The organism is Cellulosilyticum sp. I15G10I2, from assembly GCF_900095725.1.
GTDB lineage: Bacteria > Bacillota > Clostridia > Lachnospirales > Cellulosilyticaceae > FMMP01.
This window is the reverse complement of sequence record NZ_FMMP01000007.1, coordinates 20861-45967: the sequence shown is the minus strand read 5'-3', so window position 1 is coordinate 45967 and position 25107 is coordinate 20861. Positions and strand designations below refer to the sequence as shown.

Below are 25107 nucleotides of genomic sequence, written 5' to 3'. Positions count from 1 at the left end.
TTATTATAAATAAGAAGGAGAATGAATATGAGAATTTTAATTGTAGAGGATGATTTAGTAAGCAGAAAATTTTTATCCAAATTTCTTTCGCGGTACGGCGAAGTTGATGTGGTAGTGGATGGACTTGAGGCTTTAGATGCTTATTTATTAGCAGTTAAAGATGCTCAGCCTTATGATCTCATTTGTCTTGATATTATGATGCCGAAGGTGGATGGGGTAAAAGTTCTAAAAGCTATTAGGGATTACGAGACTTCTAAGGGGTTACTGCCCAAAAAGCGTGTTAAAGTTATTATGACTACAGCGCTTCAAGAAACACTTTTAGTACAACAAGCTTTTGAAATAGGTTGTGAGGCCTATGCTGCAAAGCCAATTGATACAGATAAGTTCGTAGAGGTCATGCGAAAGTTAGAACTTATTTAAGCTGCCTATTCACTAGTGCTACTGTGCCAATAGCACTAGTGAATAGGCGAGGTTAGCCTGATTGTCGATGTAGTCGATGACACAGTGAGGAGCTAGAAGACTCAGAAGTTTATCTATGGGGTTTTCCAGGGATGATAGATGCTTGTAATCGGGTATTAACCAAAAACAGAAATCCTACCTAATTGTTCTATTGAACATTAAGTAGGATTTCTGTTTTGCCCTTTATAAAGGTAAGGTCATTAAATATGGATAAGCTGGGTTAATAGTAACGATACCCGCAGCCATAACTTGGATAACCATATCCATAATAGCAATTGCTATAACCACTACAACCACTACAACCACCGTAACCACCACATCCACAATATCTGCCGTAGTTATAGCATCCACCATATCTACCGTATCCAGAGCAGCAACTGCTGCAGCCTAATCCAAATCCCAATATCAAGCCTAATCCCAACATATTAATAGCTCCCTTCAGTATATTCATAGTATAAATGAGCAGCTGGTATCATTGCTCATTATTCTACATAATATTCTAAAATTTGGATGAGTGTGACAAGAATCAACAGGTTATTTATAAGCCCTTAGCTGCATATAATAGTAAGTGTTATGTTTTTCCCAAAAGATAAGGATGGAGGGATTAATATGAATAAAAAAGACTTAGTGTGGTATGCAAGTTATGGATCGAATATGCTGAGCGAACGCTTGATGTGTTATATAAATGGCGGCAGAAATAGATTTAATGTGGGAGAGTCAAGGCGATGTAGGGATACTTCCTCACCTATCATGAGCATGCCGGTGACAATTCCTTATAATATGTATTATGCAAAAAACTCGCCCTCTTGGAACGGCAGCGCAGTTTCGTTCTTAGATATTACTCAACATGGGAAAGCTTATGGTGTAGCTTATTTGATCACCAGAGAACAGATGAGCCATATCCATAGAGAAGAAAATGGTGGGCATGAACTTGCGGCAAATAGTTGGTATAATATGCTGCTTGCAATAGATTCATTTGATGGGATAGATATTGTAACCATCACGAGCAGTGCGGTGTTTGAAAAAAGAGAGCCAAGCGCAGGATATTTAAGGGTACTAGCTGAAGGGCTCAAAGAACATTATAAATATCTAAGTGATGCCCAGGTCAATGCATATATTTTATCTCGTAATGACTAACTAATTTTATAATTTACTTTCATGTAGTAGGTGGAGTGAGTATAATAAAGGTATGAACAAATATTCAGATTTATTAAAATAAAAATAATTGCTCAGTAGACAAATATAGGGAGGTTTTTGAATGAATATTTTAAGTAACTGTTATAACAAGACACTGCCACATGGATTTGCATGGATGAATGAGCCAGTAGATTATAGTTTTAATGAGAATAGACTTATAGTAAATGCACCGCCGGCATCAGACTTTTTTAGAGATCCAGCTGGTAATACTATCAAAGATACTGCACCTTACTTATATACAGAGGTCGAGGGAGATTTTGTGCTTACAGCCAAAGTAGATGTTGAAATGATTGCAGAGTATGACTCGGGTTGTTTGATGGTGATGCGGGACGAAAAAACCTGGGCTAAAGTATGTTATGAATGTATTAAAGACATACCAACTATTGTAAGTGTAGTAACAAAAGGCACCTCTGATGATTGCGTCTCGTCTAAAGTTGGTCCTTGTAAGCCCTATCTAAAGATTCAAAAGTCAGGTAATTGTTTTGGCTTTCATTATTCTTTAGAGGGTATTACGTGGGAGATGGTAAGATATTTTCATATAGATGCATCTGATACTGTAAAAGTTGGTGCGGCTTTTCAAAGTCCTATTGGACAAGGCGCACAAGTGTCATTTGAACTATTGAACTTAGAAAAAAGAACGGTTAAGGATGTAAGGGTAGTAGCAGACAGTCTGGTGGACTAGGATCTATAGCCTACCAATATGTTCCTGCATCAGAGTAATTAACTTTTTACCAAAAGATGTGAAACGTTCTTCCTCATACCATCCCATGTTTTGCATATGCTTAATATCATCCCAAAACCAATAAAAAGCATTTTTTACAGGGAAAAGATGGCTTAAGTGTGCATTATGCTTATAGCGTTCAAGGAGTTTAAAGCGGTCGCCATCTGCATTTTGAAGATGAAAAAGATCCATTTCTTTATCAGCCCATCCAGCATCAATGGGGTCTATGACTGCGGTTATTTTAGCACTTTTTTTATCAACAAGAATATTCCATAAGTTATAGTCGCTATGGATCAATGAAGATTTTTTGATTGGTTCAGAAAAAATGGTATCAAACGCTTCAAGAGACTTATCAGCTGCTTCCATGACATAAGGAGAGATACAGTCCTTGTAATTTGAATGAAGCAGTTGGTGCATTTTATTTAGCCTATTTCTCAAGCAAGGTTTCCACTCATCAAACATCTCCGCTCTTGTACCAAATCCCCTCTTATGTGAGATGCTATGTAAATGTAGTAAATTCTCTATCATATCCTGAGCAAAGCTAGCGCTGTTTGGATGATCTGTCGGCAGCATAGAAGCATTAACGCCTTCTATAAACTCCATAATAAGTACTTCAAAAGGAATAGCTTCACTGTAATGATGTATATGGTAAGTTTGAGGCACTTTTAATAAAGCATATTTTCTAAGCAAACTAAGCTGCTCAGATTCAAGTACATTTCTTCCGCTATGCTTATACAATTTAACGATGACCTTATAGGGGTCTTTTTTTATTTTGACAAGATAAACTACGCCGTAGAATCCTTCGCCGATTTTATGTGAGGACAACATATCACAGTCAAAATACATAGCGATTAATCGTATTAGATATAGCGAATCTTTATCAAAACCGGATAGATCATATGACATTTTTTCATTCCCCCTAAGTATAAAAGATAAATTCTTGTAGTTATAGATTTCACATCTTTAAATTATAATTATTCAAAATAATATGTGATGTGAAATCATTCAGAGAAACAATTTTATAGTGATGAATAACTCAAGTTTATATATTGTTTCTCTATAAATATATCAAAAAAATTTGACTATTTTGATTATACAGTTGCTGTAATAAATTGTATAGACTGCATTGTTTAAAAACAAATGATTTTCATTTTAATACCTTTTTGCTATAATGTTAATACGACTAAATTCTCCTTAAAGTGATGTTTTTGTATTTTTTAACACTTCATATAATGTCACTTTTTGGAGATTTTTATATACTTAAAGAGTTATAATCTAGGGGGTTTTAATCATTTAGACTATATTAAAGGGTGTATAGGCTAAGTTATAGACAATAAAATATCTCGTAAAGGCAATTAAAATAAAGGGATGGGAGGTTTGTAGATGAATCAGATGATAAAAAGGTTTTATAGTGTGGGTATCATTGTTGCCATAACAGTAGCACTTGGTATGTTTTTAGAATATAGTCTTTTTGAAAAAGTAATCAAAGAAGAACTCCAGACAAATATTTCACTAAAAAGAGATAATGTTGCAGGGGTGATTAGTGGCAGATTAAGGCAAAAAGGACAGATGATAGCGGATGCTGCAGTTTTTATTGCTACTCAAAAGGAAGATGAAAATATCCTTCTTTTATTAAAGAAACTTATGGCAGATAACCCTTCGTTTTCATCTATTTATTTTGGAACGCCAAAAAATAAGATGGTTAATGGAAGTGGTTGGATGCCGCCACCGACCTTTGATCTAAGAACGCGACCTTGGTATAAAAAAGCAATTCAAGAAGATGGGCTTATTTATACGGAGGCTTTTTTGAATGCATCAAATGATCACTATGTTGTAACTGTAGCACAACCTGTTTATGATCTGGATAATCAGTTTTTAGGTGTGGTTGCAGGCGATATTTCTATTGAAGGCATACTTAACTTGATAGAGGATCAAAAAATATCTGACTATGGCTATTCATTTTTAATTGACGGTAAAGGCAATATACTTGCTCACCCCTCCAAGGCATATGTATCAACTGCTGAACCTATTAATATTAAAGCGGTTTCTGAAGGTCTTGCAGCAGCGATGTTTCAAAATAAGGCAGACATAATGCCTATTACACTTGAAGGGATACGAGGGTATGCGGCCTATCAGCCGATTGCAGGAACGGATTGGATGGTTGGAAGCTTTGTGCCGATGCATGACTATATCAACACCGAAAAGCAGATTTTGATGATTTTCTTGATAACTGGAATATCTGCGAGCCTTATTTTCTCCATTTTAGTGATTCAGCAGAGAAAACATATTATAATGCCCATTTTAGCATTTGATAAAGATATCCGATTAATCTCAGTCGATAAAAATATCAATTATCGCCTGCCTATTGAAACAAAGGATCCTTTTCGTATTTTAAGAGCATCTATTAATGCAGCTCTTGAAAAAACACAAGATTATTTTGGACGTCTTAATGAAAATCAAGAAGAACTCAAGGCCTCAAATGAGGAACTCACCGCGGCTTTGCAGCAATTAATGGCTACTGAGATGGAGCTTAGAGAAAGTGAAGAGAAGAATAAAGCTATAGTTAATGCACTGCCGGATATCATATTTCGCTTAAATCAAGAGGGGAGATTCTTGGATTGCCAGGTTGGTGATGAGACGCGCTTAGTATATGAAAAGAAAGATTTTTTAGGCAAACTTTTAATAGATGTGATGCCAGAGCCTATTGCGACAAAGGGCATAAAATATATTGTGCGGGCCTTAGAAGAAAATAAGCTTCAGATATTTGAATATAGTATAGACTTTCCGGATGGCATTAATCATTATGAGATGAGGATAGTTAAAATAAAGGGCGATGAGGTTATGGCAATAACCAGAGATATTACAGATCAAAAAAAGAACCTTTCTTACATTGAATATCTTAGCTATCACGATCAGCTCACAGGTCTTTATAATAGAAGATTTTTAGAGGAAATGTTGATAAGTTTAGATGAAACGCATCAGCTGCCGCTTACAATTGCTATGATTGATGTGAATGGATTAAAACTTACAAATGACGCTTTTGGACATGTAGCTGGGGACGAACTGCTAAAAAAAGTTTCTGAAATCTTCACAAAAGAATGTAGAGCCGAGGATGTAGTAGCCAGAGTAGGTGGAGATGAATTTATCATCTTATTCCCAAGAACAACTTATGAAGAGGCTGAAAAAGTTGTTAAAAATATTTATAGTTCGGTAAGCAATGAGCGTATCAGACAGATTATGATTTCTGTATCGATTGGATGGGAAACTAAATATGAAGTGGACCAGCCTATAAATGATATTTTTTCAAAAGCAGAAGAATATATGTATCGTAAAAAGTTAACTGAAAGCCAAAGTATGCGCAATGAAACTATCCGTATTATTATTAATACATTAAATGAAAAGAATGAGAGAGAAAAAATTCATTCCGAGAAGGTAAGTCTTCTAAGTAAGCAGATTGGCATAGCTATGCAACTAGATTATGAAGTGATTAAAGAAATTGAGGCAGCAGGTTTGATGCATGATATTGGTAAGATCGCTATCAATGAAAATGTGTTAAATAAACCAGAAGTACTGACAGAGACGGAATATGATGATGTTAAAAAGCACTCAGAGATTGGCTATCAAATATTAAAGTCAGTAGATACCTACTCTTCACTGGCTGAGAGTGTACTTAGTCATCATGAAAGATGGGATGGCCAAGGTTATCCCCGTGGACTAAGAGGAAAAGATATTCCACTTATTGCAAGAATTATAGCGGTTGCAGATGCATATGAGGCAATGGTATCAGATAGGCCTTATCGAAAGGGCGTGAGCCGTGAGGTTGCTATAAAGGAACTGATCAAGCATGCAGGAACGCAATTTGATCCTGAAATTACGGGGATTTTTACTACGCTCATACAATCTGATGATCGATGCTTAACGGTTAAATAACAGGTATACAACACATTATTTAACCGAAAGCAATAACTTTTTTAGGCATATATGTCTGAGAATTCAATATTGATGTTATCGACCTTATTTTGAATAGTATGGGCGGTATAATCTAAAGACGCTTCCGGCTGAGGTGTGAGAACAGCGGGAAGTGTTATGATAAATTCACTGCCTTGTCCATACTCGCTTTTTACACTTATATGGCCGTTATGTAATTCAACAAGAGATTTGACGAGTGATAATCCAATGCCGCTGCCTTCTCTATTTCTGGATAAAGACTTATCAACCTGCATAAATTTTTCAAAAATCAAGTCCTGTTTCTCCTTAGGGATGCCGATACCTGTATCTTTAACTGAAATATTTATGGCATCACCAGCATCGGTGATAGTAACTTCTATTTTGCCATCAGATTCAGTGAATTTTATAGCATTTGATAAAAGATTTAACACTATTCTTTCGATTTTATCAGCATCACAAGATATAATCTTTTCTTCAATATCCGTGTCAAAAACAAGACTTAGCCCTCTGTTTTCCATATAATCCTTAACGGATAAGGAGATCTCCTCAACAATTGATACGATGTTTTCATTCTTAAGGTCTAAGAGTAGATAGCCCGCATCAATTTTTGTAATATCAATGAGATTATTGACTATTCTAAGAAGCCTAAAGCAGTTTTGTTTCATAATACTTGTATAGTTTGTTAATTTAGAAGAGAAGCTATTTGAACTTTGATCTTTTTCTAATAATTCAATCATTTGTAAGGCGCTAAAGATGAGGTTTAAAGGTGTTCTAAATTCATGGGATAAATTCGCAAAAAAATCTGTTCTTATTTTCTCATAATGTATAAGTTCATTAATCATTCTGCTGCTTTCTTCGGATTTTTTCTTAAGTGACTCGGCCTTTTTATGCTCTGTAATATCATGACCTAAAGCCACCAAGCCCTTTTTACTGCCATCTTCGTTAAATAGTGGTATCTTTATCACATCATATATTTTGTCTTCTCCTCCAGGTTGGATAAACACTTCCTCAGCTTTTGAATAGCTTTTTGTTTCCCATGCAATATTGTCCGTTGACTTACAAAAACTAAACTGATGCGCAAACTCGGGTAGCAATTTGCTGAGTTCATCATCAGTTTTACCAATGATGCTTCTGTCGGATTTATACAGCTCGAGCATTGCCGTATTAGCTTCAATCCAGCGACCTTCAGAATCCTTGAAGCAAATGATATCATGAAGAGAATTAATAACCATTCTTAAGAGTTCATCACTTTCTTGTAATGCTTTTTGTGTGGTTTCACGCTTATAATTTACAAAAATAAGGATGAGTATGATGCCTGCTAATATGTATATGATTGCCCAAGTATAAACTTTAGGGACCTCGTAAAACTGATTGGGGGCATTATATAGGATGGAGCCTGGTGGTAAATTTGAAGGTTTGATATTAAATTGCTGCAGCTTATTATAATCAAACATATATTGGTGCTTACTATTTTTAACAACTGGCAGATCTGAGGGTGACTCGCCGTCTAAGATTTTAAGTACTAAATTGGCAGCATTTTCGCCTTCAACATAGCCTGATGTCATAAGTCCCCCTACAACACCATTATTGATATAAAAATCCCAGCAACTATACAGTGGTACACTGCATTTTGAACTTATAATGCTGCCGCTGTCTGCCATGGATATATGTACGCCTTTTGGGTCCTTGAAAGCTGATGCAATAAATACAATAGTATCTTCAGACAACGTTTCAACCATAGCGCTAACATAATCTAGATCCATTCCCTGATAAAAACTAAATTGGGCATTATATTTATCAACTAATTGATTAAGTATTTTTCTATTTTCAAGGCCTGTCGTTGTAGCATCTAAAATAACAATAATTTTCCGAGCTTGAGGGTGAAGCTTTAATGCGGTATCGAGTGTACGCTCAATATCAATTATTTCTGCTACGCCGGTAAAATGTTTATAACCTTCAATCAATGAGTCATCAAAATTATTGACACCACAAAATACAACCGGGGTGTTAGGAAATAATTTCTCACCATAACCTTTCATAAAATTAAAAGCATCATTATCTGTACAGATAATAATATCAAAAACTCTATTTTTATATTTATAATGATATAAATCATAAAGTTTATTGATGTATTCAATGCCGGAATAGTTTTTGCTATCCATATATTCTACGGTAATATCTATAGGGTAGTCAGCTAAACTTAATTGCTGTTTAATACCATTCAACTCATCATTAGCCCATATATCTTCCGGATGGTAGGAATTTAATACAAGTATATTTTTTTTGTTTGCTTCTTTAGAAAAGACCTCGATATTGGAACTCATAAATATAACCACAGAGATTAATAGAATTACTAAGTAATTATATACTCTCCATCCATTATTTTTCATAATGCGTACTCCTTATTGATTAATTTATAAACTAAGATAAAAGATTATCTTTTTGACTAAAAATTTTAAATATTTTATTATTCAAAACAGTGTAATCTTAACATAAGTGACATCATTAAGCAATATTTTTTTAGAAAGTATATAATTATAAAATATTTGATGTTTATAACGCTATTCAAACATAAAAAACCCTCTATTAAGAGGATTTTTTATGTTTGAGAAGCTTCATAGATTGCTTCTTTTTCATTTTGAGATAGGAGCTTTTCAGTAAAATAAGCAATAACGAGAATGCCAATTAAATTGATAATAAGTCTTATGACAGTAAAACGGGTTCCCATAGCAGAGGCTTCAAATAAAAGCAAAGGAATTTTAGTGGTTGACCACGCCCCTATAAAAACAAGAGCATTAGAGAGCTTGCTACCTTTTTTGAGTAATATGCCTGCAACCGGAAAAGCCGCATATAAAGGCCCAGCAGCAGCAGAACCTAAGAAAAAGGCAATCAGTATGCCAGTAAGTCCGGAGCCTTCCCCCATATATTTAATCATGGTTTCTCGTTTAACCCATACATCAAGCAGTCCGAGTAGTATGAAAATAGGAGGGATAACGGCTAACATTTCAATGATATTTTGACTAGTTATAGTAAGCGATTTAGTACCAATCTCAGGATTTATAATTAAAATAACACTATTAATAAGCAGTATAAATATAAATAAGCGATATCTTTTTAATAATACCATTAACTTTTCCATTATATGAACACCCCCATTAATGCAGAAACAATAAGTGAAAATACAAAGGCAAAAATATTTCTGAGCAATGTTGCTTTTTTGCCAAAATATTTAATCTCAATAGGTATAGTCACAACGCCTACCATCATCAATGTAGAAATAAAAGCTGCAATTTGCATATAGCCTGCACCGTTATTAATGAGGGCTGCGGCAAGTGGAAAGGCAACAAAAGCGGGGATAAGTGTAATAGAGCCAATAAATGCAGCAATCATAATACCAACCCAGCCAGATTCATTGCCTATGAATAAAGAGATCTGATCTGGGGTTAAAACTGAGAGCATAATCCCTATAATGAAGATAATAGCTAAAAATTGCGGCATTATATTCTCAAAGGACTTCCAAGCCTTTTTAAGAGCCAATTTAGTTTTTGCTTTACTTTTTATAAAAGATACCAAAAGTGCAGTAATAGATAATATATAAAAGATCTGTGTCAAGTTGTATCCTCTCCTTAAAAAAAACGAATATATTTTATTAGCACTTATTTTATCTAAAAAGCCAATAAGTTTCAGTGATTAAATCACTTTTGGGTAATAAATCGTTCTGGATAATCGAAGGACAGCTAAAATTTTTATAAAAGTCAAGAAAATCCATTTTAAACAATATGATAGAGGAGCATACCGATAATACCGGATCCGCCTATGACATAAATAGGACTTAGTTTAAATCGCCTTAGCGCTAGAATACTTACAGCAAATATAAACAGCGATATGAAATTAATACTTTCCTCATTATTATAAGAAAAGCCGCATTCTCCCCAGAGGGCCAAAATCAGAATGGATAAACCAGCAGAAGCAATGAGAGCAACTACCGCTGGACGAAGGCTGCTAAGGACACCTTGAACAGCAGCTAAGTTTTTATATTTATAATAAAAATAGGCCAGCGTTGAAACAATAATACTGGATGGCAAGATACAGCCAAAGGTAGCGATGGTAGCACCACCAAGTCCTGCAATCTGAAGACCTACAAAGGTAGCCGCATTGATCGCAATAGGACCAGGCGTCATTTCGGCAATGGTAATAAGGTCTGTAAATTCTGAGAGTGTAAGCCAATGGTTAATGTCTACAACTTGATTTTGTATGAGCGGAATAGCTGCGTAGCCACCGCCTATACTAAATAAGCCTATTTGAACGAAACTAAGAAAAATCTTAAAATGGATCATGCGTGTCATGCTCCTTTCTTTGCGGCCACAGGGGTAGAATGATACCAATAGCAATACAAGTCAGTATAATATAAATCACGTTTATGTTAAAAAAATACACAGCGATAAAGGTACCTATTAAGATAGATAAAGGTACTTTCTTTTTTTCAAGGACTATTCCATTTCCCATATTATATGCAACGTCAATAATAACAGCAGCTACACCCGCCTGCATGCCTTTAAGGGCTGACTTGATAATATTATTATCTCTAAAGGCAGTATAAAACAGTGATATGATAGACAAACAAATAAGCGGTGGTAAAACTGTTCCTATGACGGTTACGATAGCACCTAAAAGTCCGGCTGTACGATATCCCACTAAAATAGATGTATTAACGGCTATTGCACCAGGAGAGGACTGGGCAATGGCTGTTAAGTCAATCATCTCTTGTTCTTCAATCCACTTAAGTTCTTGCACAAACTTTTTTCGCATCAGAGGAATAATGACGAAGCCTCCGCCGAAGGTAAATGCACTTATGTAAAAAGTTGAGGTAAAGAGTTTAAGATAGGTCTTGTAATTAGGTTTCACACTACACCTCCTTAGGCATCTATAGCTTTAATTATATAACCTAAGAGCTTATAAGTAAAATAATGTTATGTTATAATATTGGTAGTTGATGGGTATAAAGTAAAATAATTAAAAGTTTTTTGGTAAACTAGAGGAGGGATTATGGGTAAAATAGTTAAGAAAATATTATTTGAGGATAGCTGGCAACTAGGCAGCAATGAAAGCTGGTTTTCTGAGATGGCCGCTTCGGGGCTCCATTTAAAAAGTATAGGCCGTTTATTTGCTGTTTTTGAAAAAGGAGAACCTACTCAAACGAAATATCAAGTGGCCTTATTAGATGAAAAACCTTCCCAGCAAGAAATTGCACACTGCAGGGCGGGCGGCTGGCAGTTGGCTGCGAACAGGGGCAAGTTTTACTTTTTTTCATCTGAAGAGTCAGGTAGTGCACTTGAGTCTTATATAGATTTTAAGAAGCAGAAAGAGACAGTATGTAAGCTAGAAAGGCAGCTTAGAAAAAATCTTATAGTGATATCGGTCATAATGCTGATATTTCTTGGGATGATGTGCAGTGTTTTATTCCTTACCGACAGACTTTTTTTGTCAATGGTTAAGGGTGGGATTATTCAGCAAATACTACTTGTTATTGTAGAATTATATGTTTTTTATACGGTAGTACGTAATTATATGTGGGCATATAAGCTTAAAAAAACATTTTTAGAAAATAAGCCTCTTTCATATAAAGCGAGAGGGAAGCTACATCGTTTGATAAATGGTATCGCTGCTCTTTTGTTTTTAAGTATTACAGTATTTATGGTATTTGCTCCGATTATGCAAATGGTAAAAAGCAAAAATAATACGCTGCCTGAGGCTAAAACAGATCTGCCAATTATAAGACTGATAGAAGTGGAACAAAATCCCGATCTTAAACGAAAGATTGGCTATAATAACAGGGGAGTAGATTGGCATAATCGTGTGAGCTATGACTGGAGCATCTTAGCGCCAATTCAGCTAAAGATAGATGAACAGGGTATTGTAAGTAATGAGATGTGGGAAGATAACAGTGGCGTGTATTCACCAAGTATCCATACCCAGTTCTATCAGTTGGCTTTTAATAAAATGACAGATGGATTCCTGCAGGATCTTATGAAACAATATCTATATGATCCGGACATTACGCCAAAGGAAATTAAGCATCCAGCATTTGATCAGATATATATTACGTCAGAGGATACTAAGAAACAAATTTTTGCAAGTTGGGATAATAAAGTAATTTATATAAGATATTATGGCAATAAAGATGTTGAGCATATCATATCTACTATTTCTAAAATGCCATAAATTTATAGCTTAACGGGGATAAGCTATAACAGTTTCTCCACCTAAATGTTTAATAAATTGTGTTTATGGTATATAATATAATAAATATATTGATAGGTAGACTTTACATACTGCTAAAGGGAGTGAGTAGATTTATGGTAGAGGTGGGTAAAAGATATACATTTAATAAACTTTTTGATACAGATTATAAAATAGAGCATATTTATCCATCAAAACAAAAAGATATGATGCAACTTCTAAGCCAGCTTCCATGTGAAGTTGAAAAAGTATATGTGTTCGGAAGCAGTTTGACACTACACTGCGGAGAGGAAAGTGATATTGACCTCTTAGTTATTGCAGATAAAAGTGAAGTCTTGTATAAAGCTTTTAGTACACTATTTAAAACACTAGATAATGAAGTAGATGTGATTATTAAGACTCAAAAGGAATACGATGAAAATGTAAAAGTAAAAAATAGCATTTGTGATGTTGTAAGTAGAGAGGGGCTGCTGATTTATGAAAGGGCTTTATGTACTAGCACGGACTGATTTACAAATGGCACAAAATAATTTAAGACTTTTAGAAGATGCAAAAGATGAGGTTTATTTGAATTATATTGCGTATCATGTACAGCAAGCAGCTGAGAAGATGCTGAAGTTTCAAATAGAAATGAAGGGTGAACAATATCCTCATACGCATAGAATAGGTGTATTAGTAGATAAGTGCTTGAACCTTCAAATAGATATACCAGAGTTGCTGCAAGATTATGATGTAGTCATTACTGAATGGGCTACAGGGACAAGATATGATAGTGCTTTTGTAACTTCTAAAAGACAACTTGTTAAAGTTATGGATTGTTTAGAGAAATGGTTCCTAAAAATAGCAGAACAATTTAAATAGTACCTAATAAAATGACAGTTCTTATTTTGATAAGAGCTGTTATTTTTAATCAATATAATGTGAAATGACATCTATAAGGCTATAGGATAATTTAAACACTACAAGACGGAGGTTGCAAAAATGTATAGTTTTAAAAATGATTACAGTGAAGGGGCACACCCAAAAATACTAGAAGCTTTAATAGCATCTAACCTAGAGCAGACGGAAGGTTATGGAGAGGATCATTATTCACAGAAGGCCGCTTGGTTATTAAAAGAGATGATAGGACGAGACGACATTGCTGTTCACTTCTTTGTAGGTGGTACACAGACCAATCTTACGGCAATTTCGGCTTTTTTAAGGCCTCATCAGGCAGTTATTGCTGCAGCTACTGGTCATATAGCTACCCATGAGACTGGTGCTATTGAAGCTACAGGACATAAGGTGATTACGGTGGAGACAAGTGATGGGAAGCTTAGGATGGACCATATCCAGTCAGTACTAGATGGACACACTGACGAACATATGGTAAGCCCTAAGATGGTTTATATTTCAAATTCTACAGAGGTAGGCTCTATCTATAAGAAGGCCGAACTTGAAGGTTTAAGTCAGTTTTGCAAAGCAAACAACCTGCTTTTATATCTAGACGGTGCAAGACTTGGTTCTGCGCTGACTTCAAAAGAAAATGATATGACCCTCTTAGATCTTGGCAGATTAACAGATGTCTTTTACATAGGGGGAACTAAAAATGGGGCCTTAATGGGTGAAGCTCTTATAATCTGTAACGACTTTCTTAAAGAGGATTTTAGATTTCATATTAAACAAAAAGGTGCCCTGCTTGCAAAAGGTAGGCTTCTTGGGATACAGTTTGAGGCGCTTTTTAAAGACAATTTATACTTTGAACTTGCAGAGCATGCCAATCAGATGGCAGTGCGCCTACAAGATGAAATCAAAAAACTAGGTTTTTCTTTTTTAATAAGTTCCCCGTCTAATCAAGTCTTTCCGATTTTTCCAAACAGCGTGATTGAAAAGCTTCAAGAAAAATATGCTTTTCATATCTGGGAGAAGGTTGATGATTCTTATTCGGCCATTCGTCTTGTAACCTCCTGGGCTACAAAAGAGGAGGCTGTTTCAAATTTCGTTAAGGATTTAAATAATATAGTGTTTTAAGTGGTAATGAGATGTTTTATAGTTGATGCAGAGCATAGAATAAATTATAATAAATTATAGAGAAAATATTGGAAAAACAAGTCAATATATAGAATATTTGTATACAGGATTCACAGGAGCTTACTCGTTTCATGTCTAAATTTTTAGATTGGGAGGTAAAACCTATGAAATATGTAGTTAAAATACTTGTTAAGTTATTAGTAACCTTTATAGTATTCACCCCTGTTTTTGTACAAGCAAGTAATGTGAATCCTTTTGATTTATTTGAAAATCATGGGTCTGTCATGCTGCTGATAGATACTAAGTCAGGAGATATAGTAGGGGCAAATAAGGCTGCAGTACATTTCTATGGATACCCAAGAGAAAAACTTCTAAGTATGAATATTAATGCAATCAATACCCTAAGTCCATCGGAAATTAGTGATGAGATGGCGGCGGCCCAAAATCAGAAACGTCATTACTTTATCTTTACACACCGATTAGCTGATGGGACGTTTAAAAATGTTGAGGTATATTCCTATCCCTACATGATGAATAATAAAGAGACTCTTTTTTCTATTATCCATAATATTACGCCAAGAATACAGGCAGAAAATACTTTAAGGCAGAGAAATTTATGGATACAAACCATACTTTTAACAGGAAGCCTTATTGTACTTATTTTTAGTGCAGTACTTATTAGAGCATTAAACAAAATCAAATCAGTCCATAAAGCGCTTGAAGAAAAAAATGTGCAGGCACAGAATTTGTTTAGTAATATGCAAGAGGGCTTTGCGCTTCATGAAATAATCTGTAATGAAAGGGGAGAACCTATCGATTATAGATTTTTAGATACCAATAAGGCTTTTGAAGCAATGACAAGCTTAAAAAGTGAGGCTATAAAGGATAAGACTGTTTTAGAAGTATTACCCGAAACAGAAGATTACTGGATTGAAAAATATGGACAGGTGGCGCTTAGCGGACAACCTTTGCATTTTGAAAACTACTCAAAAGAAATGGGGAAATATTTTTCAGTTAATGTATTTTCACCTGAAAAAGGAAAATTTGCCACACTTATTTCAGATATAACCACCCAAGTCTTATCGAAAGAGGCGATTGCAAGAGAAAAAAATATCTTAGAACGCATCTTAGAGGATACCTTAGCGGGCTATTGGGATTGGAATCTTGTAGATCATACAGAATATCTTAGTCCAGGATTCAAAAAAATGCTTGGATATGAGGATGATGAGCTACCAAATTCACCAGAGACTTGGCAGAGGCTGATATATGCTGAGGATTTACCTGGCACCTTAGAGTGTTTTAAGCAGCATGTTGATAGCCTAGGAAAGATTCCATTTTATAATGAAGTACGATACAGACATAAAGATGGGTCGACAGTTTGGGTCATCTGCGCAGGTCATGTTTTAGAATGGGATGATGAGAATAAACCTTTAAGGATGGTTGGGTGTCATATTGATATTACGGAAAGCAAGAAACTTGAGCAGTCTTTGGATGAAGAACGGGAGCGCTTTAAGATGACGATGTTGTCTATGGGGGACGGCGTGATCTCAGTGGATATAAACGGCAGGATTAAGATTATGAATGCAGTAGCTGAAAAACTAACCGGTTGGACTGGGGCAGATGCGTGTGGCAAGCCTTTTGAAGAAGTATTTAATATTATTAGTGAGCAGACAAGGCTAAGGTGTGATAGTCCTATCCAAAGAGTATTTGACACAGGGCAGATTGTTGCAATGGATAATCATACGCTCTTAATGACTAGAGATGGCAGAGAAATACCAGTAGAGGATAGCGCTGCACCAATCAAAGATAAAGAAGGAAATATTAAAGGTGCTGTCTTAGTATTTAGAGATTTTACGGAGAAAAAAGAGAAACTTGAGCAAATTAAGTATTTGAGCTTTCATGACCAATTAACAGGGCTATACAATCGCAGATTTTTTGAAGAAGAGTTAAAACGCTTAGACACAAGCAGTAATTGGCCTTTGACACTTGTCATGCTGGATGTTAATGGGCTTAAACTCATTAATGATGCCTTTGGTCATGTGATGGGGGACCGAATTTTGCAACGTGCTGCAAATCTCATGAGAACAGTATGTCGAACTGGAGATATCATTGCAAGAATTGGGGGCGATGAGTTTGTCATTTTATTACCTAGAACCAGTTCCAAAGAAGCAGCATGTATCCTCGAGCAGATCATTGAGGTCTTACCAGAAGAACAAGATGAATCAGTACATTTATCCATATCTTATGGATGGGCGACTAAGGAAACATCAGATGTGATGTTTTCAGATATTTTTAAAGCTGCTGAAGACCATATGTATAGACAAAAGCTTTCGGAAAGCAGAAGCATGCGCTACAAGACAATAGATAGTATTATTAAAACATTGTATGAGAAAACACTGCTGGAAAAGCAACATGCGGAACATGTCAGCCAGCTCTGTAGATCCTTGGCCCTTGCTATGAAGCTAGATAGTGATGATGTAAGAGAACTTGAAACAGCAGGGCTTGTGCATGATATAGGTAAAATAGCCATTGACTTAAGTATTCTTGATAAACCAAGCAAGCTAAGTGATGAAGAACGCAGTGAGATACAGAGGCATCCTGAAATTGGCTATCAGATAGTAAGAGCTATCAATGAATTTACGAGACTTGCAGAATACATATTAGCCCATCATGAAAGGTGGGATGGTGCAGGGTACCCAAGAGGATTAAAAGGAGAAGAAATACCGGTTGGTGCGAGGATTATGGCTATTGCTGATGCCTATGATGCTATGACGAGCGAGAGACCCTATAGAAAAGCACTTAGTAAGGAAGCCGCAATGGAGGAGTTAAAGAAGAATGCCGGAACGCAGTTTGACCCTGATATGATCTACGTATTCGACAAGGTTATTTTTAAAGATGGGAGGGATAATAAATGGGAGCTGGAGCCAAAGAACTAATGCATTTTTTATTAAACCAAATGAAGTCAATCCACGGACCTGTTGAAACAAGAAGTCTGCAGTCACCTAACCTATTTAGCAATATGCAGGAGGGTTTTGCGCTTCATGAAATCATTTGTAATGAAGAGGGAGAGCCCATAGACTACAGATTTTTAGATGTCAATAAGGCCTTTGAAGAAATTACAGGCTTAAAAGCTAAGATTATAAAGGATAAAACTGTTTTAGAAATATTACCTGAAACAGAAGATTACTGGATTAAAAAATATGGACAAGTGGCATTAACTGGAGAAACGTTGCATGTTGAAGACTACTCAAAAGAAATAGGGAAGTATTTCTCGGTCAACGTATTCTCTCCAGAAAAAGGGCAATTTATAACTTTGTTTTCAGATATAACGAGTCAGGTCTTGGCAAGAGAGGCAATTACTAGGGAGAAAAATATCCTAGAAAGAATTCTAGAGGATACCTTGGCGGGGTATTGGGATTGGGATCTTGTGAATGATACGATCTATCTTAGTCCAGGATTTAAAAAAATGTTTGGCTACAGTGACCAAGAACTGCCAAACTCTCTCGAAGCTTGGCAGAGGCTGATATATGCTGAGGATTTAGAAAATATGTTACAGTGTTTAAATAGACATATCAATAGTTTAGGAGAAACACCGTTTTATAATGAAGTGAGATGTAAACATAAAGATGGTTCGACTATGTGGGTGATTAGTGCAGGACATATTGTAGAATCGGATGAGAATATACCTTTAAGGATGGCCGGATGCCATATTAATATCACTGAAAGAAAAGAACTTGAGAGGTCTTTAGAGGAAGAAAGAGGGCTTTTAAAGGCAACGATGTTATCTATGGGAGATGGCATTATATCAGTGGATATCAATGAAAAGGTTAAGATGATGAATCCTATAGCTGAAAAGCTTACTGGCTGGACCCAAGCGGACGCTTATGGCAAGTCTTTCGAAGAAGTATTCAATATCATCAATGAACATACAAGAGAAAAATGTGAAAATCCTGTTCGCAAGGTACTTGAAACGGGTCAGAATATGGAAATTGTTAAACATACCCTTCTAGTCTCTAAAGATGGTACAGAAAGGCCTATTGAAGATAGCTTGGCGCCAATCAAAAATGAAGAGGGCAATATTAAAGGCGTTGTTTTGGTGTTTAGGGATTTTACAGAGAAAAAGGAAAAGCAAGAAGCAATTAAGTACCTAAGCTTTCATGATCAATTAACAGGATTGTATAACCGTAGATTCTTTGAAGAAGAACTCATTCGGTTAGATGCAGAAAAAAATCTGCCTTTGACATTGGTTATGCTTGATGTGAATGGACTTAAGTTAATAAACGATGCTTTTGGCCATTTGATCGGGGATAAGATTTTACAAAGAGCGGCAGCAATCATGAGAAGAGCATGCCGCGCAGATGATATCATCTCGAGAATAGGGGGGGATGAGTTTGTCATTTTACTGCCTAAAACCACCTCTAAAGAGGCTGAATGGATTATGAATGCCATCTCTATTGAGACACCAAAAGAAAAGATAGAATCCATTAATTTATCCATATCTTATGGATGGGCAACCAAGGAAACACCAGATCAAAAAATGACTGATATTTTCAAACAGGCAGAAGATCATATGTACAGACAAAAGCTTTCAGAAAGCAAGAGTATGCGCTACAAGACAATAGATATTATTATAAGCACATTACATAATAAAACCCTAAGAGAAAAACAGCAGGCAGAACGTGTCAGCCAGTTCTGTGAAGCCATAGCAAGGGCACTTAATTTAAGTGAAGAAGAGATCAGAGAGCTTAGAACGGCAGGGTTAATGCATGACATTGGGAAGATCGCTATTGATATCAGTATTCTTGATAAGCCTCGTTTATTAAATGCAGCAGAACGCAGTGAAATAGAACGACACTCAGAAATTGGTTATCAGATATTAAGATCTATTAACGAATTTACAAGACTTGCAGAATTTGTATTAGCCCATCATGAAAGATGGGATGGCAGAGGTTATCCAAGAGGATTAAAAGGTGAAGAAATACCAATAGGTGCTAGAATTATCGCCATTGCTGATGCCTATGATGCTATGACTAGCGAAAGACCTTATAGAGAACAGTTAAGTCAAGAAGAAGCCATAGAAGAGCTTAGAAAAAATGCTGGTAGTCAGTTTGACCCAGAGATTGTTAAAGCATTCCTTGTAAATGTGGGTGCATAAAAGGTAATAGCGGTAGTCCTTGTTTGATATGAATAATCATTTCAGACAGGGATTTTTTTAGTGCATTCATCATATGATTTTTTTCCTGCAATTTGACAAATATTCTAACAATGTAATATAATTAAAGACAGGTAATCATTAGAAATGAATACTGGACGTGCTGAATTCCTGCATATTAAAGTAAGCAGGATACGGGGGAACCAATTTTGGGGGTGAATCCAGAACATTTTCTGGTAGGGCTAGAGATCCTTTCGGCCCGAACCCGACAGCTAACCTCGGAAGCTTTGAAAGGAAGGGGGGTATCGCTTTTATTTTTAGTCCCAAAATTTTTCCAGGAGGTTGATTGGCCTATGAATAATATTTTTGAGATACAAGAAAAAGTAAGAGAAGATAATCAATTTTTTCATTTGAAACAAACTATTGAGGATTATGAATTTATTAAAGATAAGATTAAAACAGGACTAGAAGATAGTGACAAAATGAAGTTTCAAAAAAATAAAATTTTACATAAGCTAAATGCCACAGAAGCGCAGTGGAATGATTATAAGTGGCAGCTTCAAAATAGATTTACCCGGACTGAGGACCTAGGAGATATTCTTGGACTTGCGTTAGATGAAAAAGAGAAGATTATGACTGTTGGACGTACTTTCAGATATGGTATATCACCTTATTATATGTCTCTTATCGATCCAGATGATGATCTATGCCCTATTAAACGTCAGTCTGTACCTTCTTTTATTGAACTTAATGATGAAGGGGAGCTTGATCCTATGGATGAAGCTGGGTGGGCACCAGATGAACTGATTACAAGAAGATATCCTGACAGGCTTATTATTAAGGTTACCAATCTCTGTGGGATGTACTGCAGATTCTGCCAAAGGCGCAGGATGATAGGCGAACATGATAAGCACTCGTCTAAGGAAAAATTACAAAATGCCATTAACTATGTAAGGGCCAATAAGGAACTTAGGGATATTTTGATAACGGGCGGAGATGCTTTTTTGCTGGATGATGCCACGATAGAATGGATCTTAGTGGAGCTTAGAAGCATTAAGCATGTAGAAATCATTCGTTTTGGCACAAGAACACCGGTTACACTGCCGCAAAGGATTACCCCTGAACTCGTTAATATACTCAAAAAGTATCATCCTATTTATATCAATACCCATTTTAACAGCCCAAGAGAGATTACCAAAGACTCTAAAAGAGCTTGTGAAATGTTGGCAGATGCGGGTATTCCTCTAGGTAATCAAATGGTGCTCTTAAATGGCGTAAATAATGATAAATATGTTGTAAGAAAACTTAATCAAAGTCTCCTTAAAATGAGGGTTAAACCCTATTACATATTTCACCCAAAGACCGTAAAAGGTACATCACATTTCTGGGTAAGGATAGAAGAAGGCATGGAGATCATGGAGTCTCTAAGAGGACGGACCTCCGGTATGGCGGTGCCGACCTATATTGTAAATGGACCTAAAGGGCTTGGCAAGACGCCTATTCTTCCAAACTATATTTCTTATATTGGAAGTGAAAAGGCGGTACTTCGCAACTGGGAAGGCAAAAGCTTTGAAATTAAGAATAGAATATATACTGAGTAAACAATTATGAAGTCTTTAAATCCCTTGTGTAAAATTGGATATAAAGTTAAGATAGCTTACGCTGCTAGATATGTGATACTATATAAGATAGATCAGCGTATTACTGATTAAAATATAGGGATAGATAGGACAAGATAGATGAGACAGATATTAAGACTAGTCATTTACATGATAGGGATTGGGATTCTTTCGCTGGGCGTTATAATTAATACAAAAACTGGTTTAGGTGTGTCGGCGCTTAATTCAGTACCTTATGTGATCTCTTATGCAACAGGGCTTTCACTAGGTAATATTACAATTGTTTTGTACATCTTTTTTATTATTGCGCAGGCTATTTTAATGGGTAGAGATTTTAAGGTAGCTTTATTATTGCAGCTGCCATTCAGTATTTTATTTGGAAGATATACAGATTTTTTTAATCAATTTGTTCAGATAGAGCCTACAAACATCTGGAGCAGGATTTGGCTTTTGGCAGCAGCTATCACACTAACAGCACTTGGGGTAGTACTTACAGTACATATGAAAATTGTACCCAATGCACCAGAGGGGTTGGTGCAAATGCTTTCTGAGAAACTGCAAAAAGACTTTGGTTATGTAAAAAACTGGTTTGATGGGATATTTGTTCTAATAAGTACTATTTGCGGCTTTCTTTTAGAGGGAAAAATAATCGGTATTGGAATTGGAACTATTATGGCCGTTCTGTTTGTTGGCAGGCTGGTGGCTTTATTTAATAAGTTATATGGAGAAAAACTGCATGTATTACTGGTTGCCCCGCAAAGTCAAGAGACAACTTTTACCAAAGAAATAGTTTTGACGCAAGAAATAAAAGTATCAGGTATAGAGTCTCATTTAAATTAACCAAGGCCCGCTCATAAAGAGCGGGCCAAATTTATAGCAATTAGGATTAAATTTTAGATATTTAACATTTTTAAAATATCAGCTTTTGATTTTGCGCCAACAGAAGAATTGACAACCTGGCCGTTTTTGATTACTTTTAGTGTAGGAATACTCATAACGCCATAGGCGCTTGCGAGTTCAGGCTGTTCATCTATATTAATTTTACATATTTTTGCTGTTTGGACTTCTTGGGCGATTTGATCTATAACTGGAGATACTGCACGACAAGGGCCGCACCAAGGTGCCCAGAAATCAAGAAGGACAGGTTTATCAGATTTCATGACTTCTTTTTCATAATTCTCTCTGGTGATTTTAAGTGTTGACATAATTCACATCTCCTTTCGGTTTTTATAACATTTTTATAACAGAGAATATTTTTTTATAGTCTGTTATAAATTGACTATAGACTTATTATATGCTGTTCATAGCGTTTTATCTGTAAGAAAGTCACAAAACTAAAAATATAAAAATAACGGTATTTTCATGACTTAACGGAAGTAGAAGCTAGAGCGTTATACATAGATTTGGGATTTAAATTAGAAAAGATGTGGATAACTCAGGATGTGAGGCGGGATCATGTGGATGGACCTTGACTGAATGTGCTTTGTGTAAAGAAGAATAATGAGATAGTTATCATAAAAAACGCTGAGAACCCCAGTTAGTAAGGGCGCTCAGCGTTTTTACGTATTTTTGCGATAGTAGATGCGATACTGAAGAGGGGTCATACCCTCTTTCTTTTGAAAGATCCGGATGAAGTTACTTTGACTGTTAAAACCGGCATCGAGGGAGATCTCAGTGATACTCTTATTGGTAAAGTGCAGTTCGTTTTTTGCAAAGGCAATTTTTTTAAGCAAAATATACTGCTTGATAGTGAAGCTGGTAATGTCTTTAAATAAATGAGCTAGGTAGTATTTATCGAGGAAAAATAACAAAGCAAGTAACTCTAAGGACGGCTCTGTTTTGAAATGTTCATCAATATAACTTTGCACTTCAAGGACGCGTTTGGTGTTTTATCCTCGAAGCTTTTCCAAAATTTGTGGAAGTGTTGATTGCTTTTAAGGATGCGTTTTTTGGTATTCTTATGCCACTTATTATCTTAGGGGAAATCTACTTAGGTTTTGCTACACCAACGGAAGCGGCAGCTGTTCAGATTTTAACACCGCTTTTCCTTCCAATCATGATTGATATTGGTATAAATCCTATCCACTTTGGGGTAATTATGATCGTAAACCTTGCTATTGGTATGCTGACTCCACCTTTTGGACTCAATCTCTTTGTAGCATCAGGGATCAGCAAGATGTCTATTTCAGAGGTTATTAAAGGCACGCTGCCGTTTATTGCGTTTCTTTTATTTACCCTGATGGTCATAACTTTTGTGCCCCAGATGTCTCTTCTGTTAATTAAATAGTCAAAAAGAAGCAGGAGAAAAAAATCTTCCTACTTTTTTTGTATGCGAATCAATAGTTCTTTAGCTTGTGGGAATTAAATAATACATGAGTATAAAATAATTCTTTATTGAGAAACAATAAAGTAAGAATGACTAAGCATTTTGGAGAGAGAAGATGTATTTAGAGCATCTACACAGATAGGAGTGTTTATAATATGCAAATAGATATCCCAGAATTATCACTAGTAACATTAATAGGTGCATCTGAGGGCGAAAAGTCTGTTTTTTTTAAGGCGAATTTTAACGCATCAGAGGTTTTAACCTTTGATTATTTTAAAGACTTGATAGAGGATGAAAGTGAGCAGATAACCCAAGAAGATATATTGAATGCATTATATGATGTAGCGGGCAAGAGGCTGCGTGATGCTAAGCTAACCGTCATAGATGCGGATAATACACAAGAAAAAGAGAGAAAAAGAGTAGTGACACTTGCTAAAAAGCATCATTGTTTTCCAGTAGCCATTGTATTTAATGACCTCCTATCAATAGAGGAAAAAGCACATAAAATCAGCAGTCTAGAAAAAGAAGGGTTTAGGTATGTGTATGTATTTACTGGCGAGGAAGAGGCACGTCAGGCAGAAGTGTTACGTACCAAACTATACAACAATAAAAGAGATATCCACGGGCCCTTTGATATCATTGGAGATGTTCATGGGTGTTATGATGAATTGTGTGAGCTCTTAGAAAAATTAGGTTACGTAGTAGATCGGGATAAATACTCAGCCTATTCTCCAGAAGGAAGAATTGCAGCATTTACAGGAGACCTTGTGGACCGCGGGCCTAAAAGTGCAGCGGTATTAAGGCTTGTTATGTCTATGATAAAAGAAGGGACGGCATACTGTACGTTAGGTAATCATGATGGCAAGCTGCAGCGTAAACTAAAAGGTGCAAATGTTAAAATTGCTCATGGGCTTGAAATCACATTAGAGGAGCTGTCTCATGAGCCGGAAGCATTTGTAGAAGAAGTTAAGCAGTTTCTTGATAAACTTATCAGTCACTATGTTTTTGATGATGGGAAACTGGTAGTTGCCCATGCGGGGCTCAAGGAGAAGCTGCACGGCAGAGGATCAAAGAATATTCGTAACTTAGCTATGTTTGGAGAAACGACAGGCAAAGTAGATAAGCTGGGACTTCCCATAAGGCTTAACTGGGCAAAAGGCTATCATGGCAAAGCATTTGTTGTTTATGGACATACCCCTAGGGAAAGTGTAAAAATCATGAATAACACAGCGAATATTGATACAGGCTGCGTATTTGGAGGGAAGCTGACAGCACTGAGATATCCCGAGAAGGAGATCGTGGATGTCAAGGTTAAGGCTGTTTATTATGAGCCTTCAAGGCCGTTATTAAAGTAGAGATGGAATAGTCTGTATTTTTAAAAAAATATCCCTTATAATAAAATAAAAAAGAGTTTATAGGTATTTGAACTGACCTT

Annotated in this window: 23 protein-coding genes and 1 riboswitch; of the genes, 14 read left to right on the top strand and 9 right to left on the bottom strand. The window is 36.0% G+C overall.

Going from position 1 to position 25107, the window contains the following annotated elements; all coding sequences use genetic code 11:
* The first annotated feature begins 27 nt into the window (after positions 1 to 27).
* Positions 28 to 420 (top strand): response regulator, encoded by a 393-nt coding sequence (locus BN3326_RS07130; protein ID WP_069998509.1) that lies wholly within the window; start codon positions 28 to 30, stop codon positions 418 to 420.
* 222 nt (positions 421 to 642) lie between these two features.
* On the opposite strand, the gene BN3326_RS21960 is transcribed toward BN3326_RS07130, so the two are convergent.
* The gene (locus BN3326_RS21960) at positions 643 to 810 is read right to left on the bottom strand and encodes a hypothetical protein (RefSeq protein ID WP_207646321.1); all 168 of its coding nucleotides are present in this window, start codon (positions 808 to 810) and stop codon (positions 643 to 645) included.
* Between the two features lie 258 nt (positions 811 to 1068).
* On the opposite strand from BN3326_RS21960, the gene BN3326_RS07125 reads away from it, so the two are divergent.
* Together BN3326_RS07125 and BN3326_RS07120 are read left to right on the top strand one after the other, a co-directional pair.
* Complete coding sequence (locus BN3326_RS07125; protein WP_069998508.1) at positions 1069 to 1596, top strand: hypothetical protein; 528 nt, start codon at positions 1069 to 1071, stop codon at positions 1594 to 1596.
* Between the two features lie 121 nt (positions 1597 to 1717).
* The gene (locus BN3326_RS07120; RefSeq protein WP_069998507.1) at positions 1718 to 2338 is read left to right on the top strand and encodes a DUF1349 domain-containing protein; all 621 of its coding nucleotides are present in this window, start codon (positions 1718 to 1720) and stop codon (positions 2336 to 2338) included.
* Between the two features lie 3 nt (positions 2339 to 2341).
* Here BN3326_RS07120 and BN3326_RS07115 read toward each other — a convergent pair whose 3' ends face one another.
* Positions 2342 to 3283: a phosphotransferase gene (locus tag BN3326_RS07115; protein WP_069998506.1), complete on the bottom strand. Its 942-nt coding sequence runs from the start codon at positions 3281 to 3283 to the stop codon at positions 2342 to 2344.
* Between the two features lie 477 nt (positions 3284 to 3760).
* On the opposite strand from BN3326_RS07115, the gene BN3326_RS07110 reads away from it, so the two are divergent.
* Positions 3761 to 6307: an HD domain-containing phosphohydrolase gene (locus BN3326_RS07110; RefSeq protein ID WP_069998505.1), complete on the top strand. Its 2547-nt coding sequence runs from the start codon at positions 3761 to 3763 to the stop codon at positions 6305 to 6307.
* A gap of 41 nt (positions 6308 to 6348) precedes the next feature.
* Here the strand turns inward: BN3326_RS07110 and BN3326_RS07105 are convergent, their stop codons facing one another.
* From BN3326_RS07105 to BN3326_RS07085, 5 genes are all read right to left on the bottom strand, one after another.
* Positions 6349 to 8715, bottom strand: coding sequence for an ABC transporter substrate binding protein (locus BN3326_RS07105; RefSeq protein ID WP_069998504.1), 2367 nt, complete (start codon positions 8713 to 8715; stop codon positions 6349 to 6351).
* Between the two features lie 209 nt (positions 8716 to 8924).
* Positions 8925 to 9464, bottom strand: coding sequence for a permease (locus BN3326_RS07100; RefSeq protein ID WP_171903792.1), 540 nt, complete (start codon positions 9462 to 9464; stop codon positions 8925 to 8927).
* Positions 9464 to 9937 (bottom strand): permease, encoded by a 474-nt coding sequence (locus BN3326_RS07095; RefSeq protein ID WP_069998502.1) that lies wholly within the window; start codon positions 9935 to 9937, stop codon positions 9464 to 9466. The genes BN3326_RS07100 and BN3326_RS07095 overlap by 1 nt, the downstream gene beginning before the upstream one ends.
* A gap of 158 nt (positions 9938 to 10095) precedes the next feature.
* Positions 10096 to 10662, bottom strand: coding sequence for a chromate transporter (locus BN3326_RS07090; RefSeq protein ID WP_069998501.1), 567 nt, complete (start codon positions 10660 to 10662; stop codon positions 10096 to 10098).
* Positions 10649 to 11230 carry a chromate transporter gene (locus BN3326_RS07085; RefSeq protein WP_069998500.1) on the bottom strand — a complete coding sequence of 194 codons (582 nt, stop codon included), beginning with the start codon at positions 11228 to 11230 and terminating at the stop codon, positions 10649 to 10651. Before BN3326_RS07085 ends, BN3326_RS07090 begins: the two co-directional genes overlap by 14 nt.
* Positions 11231 to 11371: 141 nt before the next feature.
* Here BN3326_RS07085 and BN3326_RS07080 point away from each other — a divergent pair, with 141 nt between their 5' ends.
* The 8 genes from BN3326_RS07080 to BN3326_RS07045 all read left to right on the top strand — a co-directional run bounded on the left by BN3326_RS07080 (position 11372) and on the right by BN3326_RS07045 (position 22186).
* Positions 11372 to 12547: a DUF2812 domain-containing protein gene (locus tag BN3326_RS07080; RefSeq protein WP_069998499.1), complete on the top strand. Its 1176-nt coding sequence runs from the start codon at positions 11372 to 11374 to the stop codon at positions 12545 to 12547.
* A gap of 134 nt (positions 12548 to 12681) precedes the next feature.
* Positions 12682 to 13074: a nucleotidyltransferase domain-containing protein gene (locus BN3326_RS07075; RefSeq protein ID WP_069998498.1), complete on the top strand. Its 393-nt coding sequence runs from the start codon at positions 12682 to 12684 to the stop codon at positions 13072 to 13074.
* A complete protein-coding gene (locus tag BN3326_RS07070; protein ID WP_069998497.1) occupies positions 13043 to 13426 on the top strand; it encodes a HEPN domain-containing protein in 384 nt (127 codons plus the stop codon). The genes BN3326_RS07075 and BN3326_RS07070 overlap by 32 nt, the downstream gene beginning before the upstream one ends.
* A 120-nt stretch (positions 13427 to 13546) precedes the next feature.
* Positions 13547 to 14575, top strand: a complete 1029-nt coding sequence (locus BN3326_RS07065) for a threonine aldolase family protein (protein WP_069998496.1) — start codon at positions 13547 to 13549, stop codon at positions 14573 to 14575.
* A gap of 164 nt (positions 14576 to 14739) precedes the next feature.
* Positions 14740 to 17511, top strand: coding sequence for a PAS domain S-box protein (locus BN3326_RS07060; RefSeq protein WP_069998495.1), 2772 nt, complete (start codon positions 14740 to 14742; stop codon positions 17509 to 17511).
* Positions 17487 to 19730, top strand: a complete 2244-nt coding sequence (locus BN3326_RS07055; RefSeq protein WP_069998494.1) for a PAS domain S-box protein — start codon at positions 17487 to 17489, stop codon at positions 19728 to 19730. The genes BN3326_RS07060 and BN3326_RS07055 overlap by 25 nt, the downstream gene beginning before the upstream one ends.
* Positions 19731 to 19878: 148 nt before the next feature.
* Positions 19879 to 20029, top strand: a riboswitch (cyclic di-AMP (ydaO/yuaA leader).
* A gap of 51 nt (positions 20030 to 20080) precedes the next feature.
* Positions 20081 to 21328, top strand: a complete 1248-nt coding sequence (locus tag BN3326_RS07050) for a KamA family radical SAM protein (RefSeq protein WP_069998493.1) — start codon at positions 20081 to 20083, stop codon at positions 21326 to 21328.
* A gap of 138 nt (positions 21329 to 21466) precedes the next feature.
* Positions 21467 to 22186 (top strand): YczE/YyaS/YitT family protein, encoded by a 720-nt coding sequence (locus BN3326_RS07045; protein ID WP_069998492.1) that lies wholly within the window; start codon positions 21467 to 21469, stop codon positions 22184 to 22186.
* A gap of 53 nt (positions 22187 to 22239) precedes the next feature.
* Here the strand turns inward: BN3326_RS07045 and trxA are convergent, their stop codons facing one another.
* Positions 22240 to 22551, bottom strand: a complete 312-nt coding sequence (gene trxA / locus BN3326_RS07040; protein ID WP_069998491.1) for a thioredoxin — start codon at positions 22549 to 22551, stop codon at positions 22240 to 22242.
* Positions 22552 to 22905: 354 nt separating this feature from the next.
* Positions 22906 to 23214 (bottom strand): helix-turn-helix domain-containing protein, encoded by a 309-nt coding sequence (locus tag BN3326_RS22865; RefSeq protein WP_074463595.1) that lies wholly within the window; start codon positions 23212 to 23214, stop codon positions 22906 to 22908.
* A gap of 47 nt (positions 23215 to 23261) precedes the next feature.
* Here BN3326_RS22865 and BN3326_RS07035 point away from each other — a divergent pair, with 47 nt between their 5' ends.
* Both BN3326_RS07035 and BN3326_RS07030 read left to right on the top strand, forming a co-directional pair.
* Positions 23262 to 23633, top strand: a complete 372-nt coding sequence (locus tag BN3326_RS07035; protein WP_207646320.1) for a TRAP transporter large permease subunit — start codon at positions 23262 to 23264, stop codon at positions 23631 to 23633.
* A 194-nt stretch (positions 23634 to 23827) separates the two neighbouring features.
* Positions 23828 to 25027 carry a metallophosphoesterase gene (locus tag BN3326_RS07030; protein ID WP_069998489.1) on the top strand — a complete coding sequence of 400 codons (1200 nt, stop codon included), beginning with the start codon at positions 23828 to 23830 and terminating at the stop codon, positions 25025 to 25027.
* The last annotated feature ends 80 nt before the right edge of the window (positions 25028 to 25107 follow it).

What these genes read in the sequence shown, in the direction of transcription:
- BN3326_RS07130 (WP_069998509.1), top strand. Translation starts at nt 28, where the DNA reads ATGAGAATTTTAATTGTAGAGGATGATTTAGTAAGCAGAAAATTTTTA.
- BN3326_RS07125 (WP_069998508.1), top strand. Translation starts at nt 1,069, where the DNA reads ATGAATAAAAAAGACTTAGTGTGGTATGCAAGTTATGGATCGAATATG.
- BN3326_RS07120 (WP_069998507.1), top strand. Translation starts at nt 1,718, where the DNA reads ATGAATATTTTAAGTAACTGTTATAACAAGACACTGCCACATGGATTT.
- BN3326_RS07115 (WP_069998506.1), bottom strand. Translation starts at nt 3,283, where the DNA reads ATGTCATATGATCTATCCGGTTTTGATAAAGATTCGCTATATCTAATA.
- BN3326_RS07110 (WP_069998505.1), top strand. Translation starts at nt 3,761, where the DNA reads ATGAATCAGATGATAAAAAGGTTTTATAGTGTGGGTATCATTGTTGCC.
- BN3326_RS07105 (WP_069998504.1), bottom strand. Translation starts at nt 8,715, where the DNA reads ATGAAAAATAATGGATGGAGAGTATATAATTACTTAGTAATTCTATTA.
- BN3326_RS07100 (WP_171903792.1), bottom strand. Translation starts at nt 9,464, where the DNA reads ATGGAAAAGTTAATGGTATTATTAAAAAGATATCGCTTATTTATATTT.
- BN3326_RS07090 (WP_069998501.1), bottom strand. Translation starts at nt 10,662, where the DNA reads ATGATCCATTTTAAGATTTTTCTTAGTTTCGTTCAAATAGGCTTATTT.
- BN3326_RS07080 (WP_069998499.1), top strand. Translation starts at nt 11,372, where the DNA reads ATGGGTAAAATAGTTAAGAAAATATTATTTGAGGATAGCTGGCAACTA.
- BN3326_RS07075 (WP_069998498.1), top strand. Translation starts at nt 12,682, where the DNA reads ATGGTAGAGGTGGGTAAAAGATATACATTTAATAAACTTTTTGATACA.
- BN3326_RS07070 (WP_069998497.1), top strand. Translation starts at nt 13,043, where the DNA reads ATGAAAGGGCTTTATGTACTAGCACGGACTGATTTACAAATGGCACAA.
- BN3326_RS07065 (WP_069998496.1), top strand. Translation starts at nt 13,547, where the DNA reads ATGTATAGTTTTAAAAATGATTACAGTGAAGGGGCACACCCAAAAATA.
- BN3326_RS07060 (WP_069998495.1), top strand. Translation starts at nt 14,740, where the DNA reads ATGAAATATGTAGTTAAAATACTTGTTAAGTTATTAGTAACCTTTATA.
- BN3326_RS07055 (WP_069998494.1), top strand. Translation starts at nt 17,487, where the DNA reads ATGGGAGCTGGAGCCAAAGAACTAATGCATTTTTTATTAAACCAAATG.
- BN3326_RS07050 (WP_069998493.1), top strand. Translation starts at nt 20,081, where the DNA reads ATGAATAATATTTTTGAGATACAAGAAAAAGTAAGAGAAGATAATCAA.
- BN3326_RS07045 (WP_069998492.1), top strand. Translation starts at nt 21,467, where the DNA reads ATGAGACAGATATTAAGACTAGTCATTTACATGATAGGGATTGGGATT.
- trxA (WP_069998491.1), bottom strand. Translation starts at nt 22,551, where the DNA reads ATGTCAACACTTAAAATCACCAGAGAGAATTATGAAAAAGAAGTCATG.
- BN3326_RS07030 (WP_069998489.1), top strand. Translation starts at nt 23,828, where the DNA reads ATGCAAATAGATATCCCAGAATTATCACTAGTAACATTAATAGGTGCA.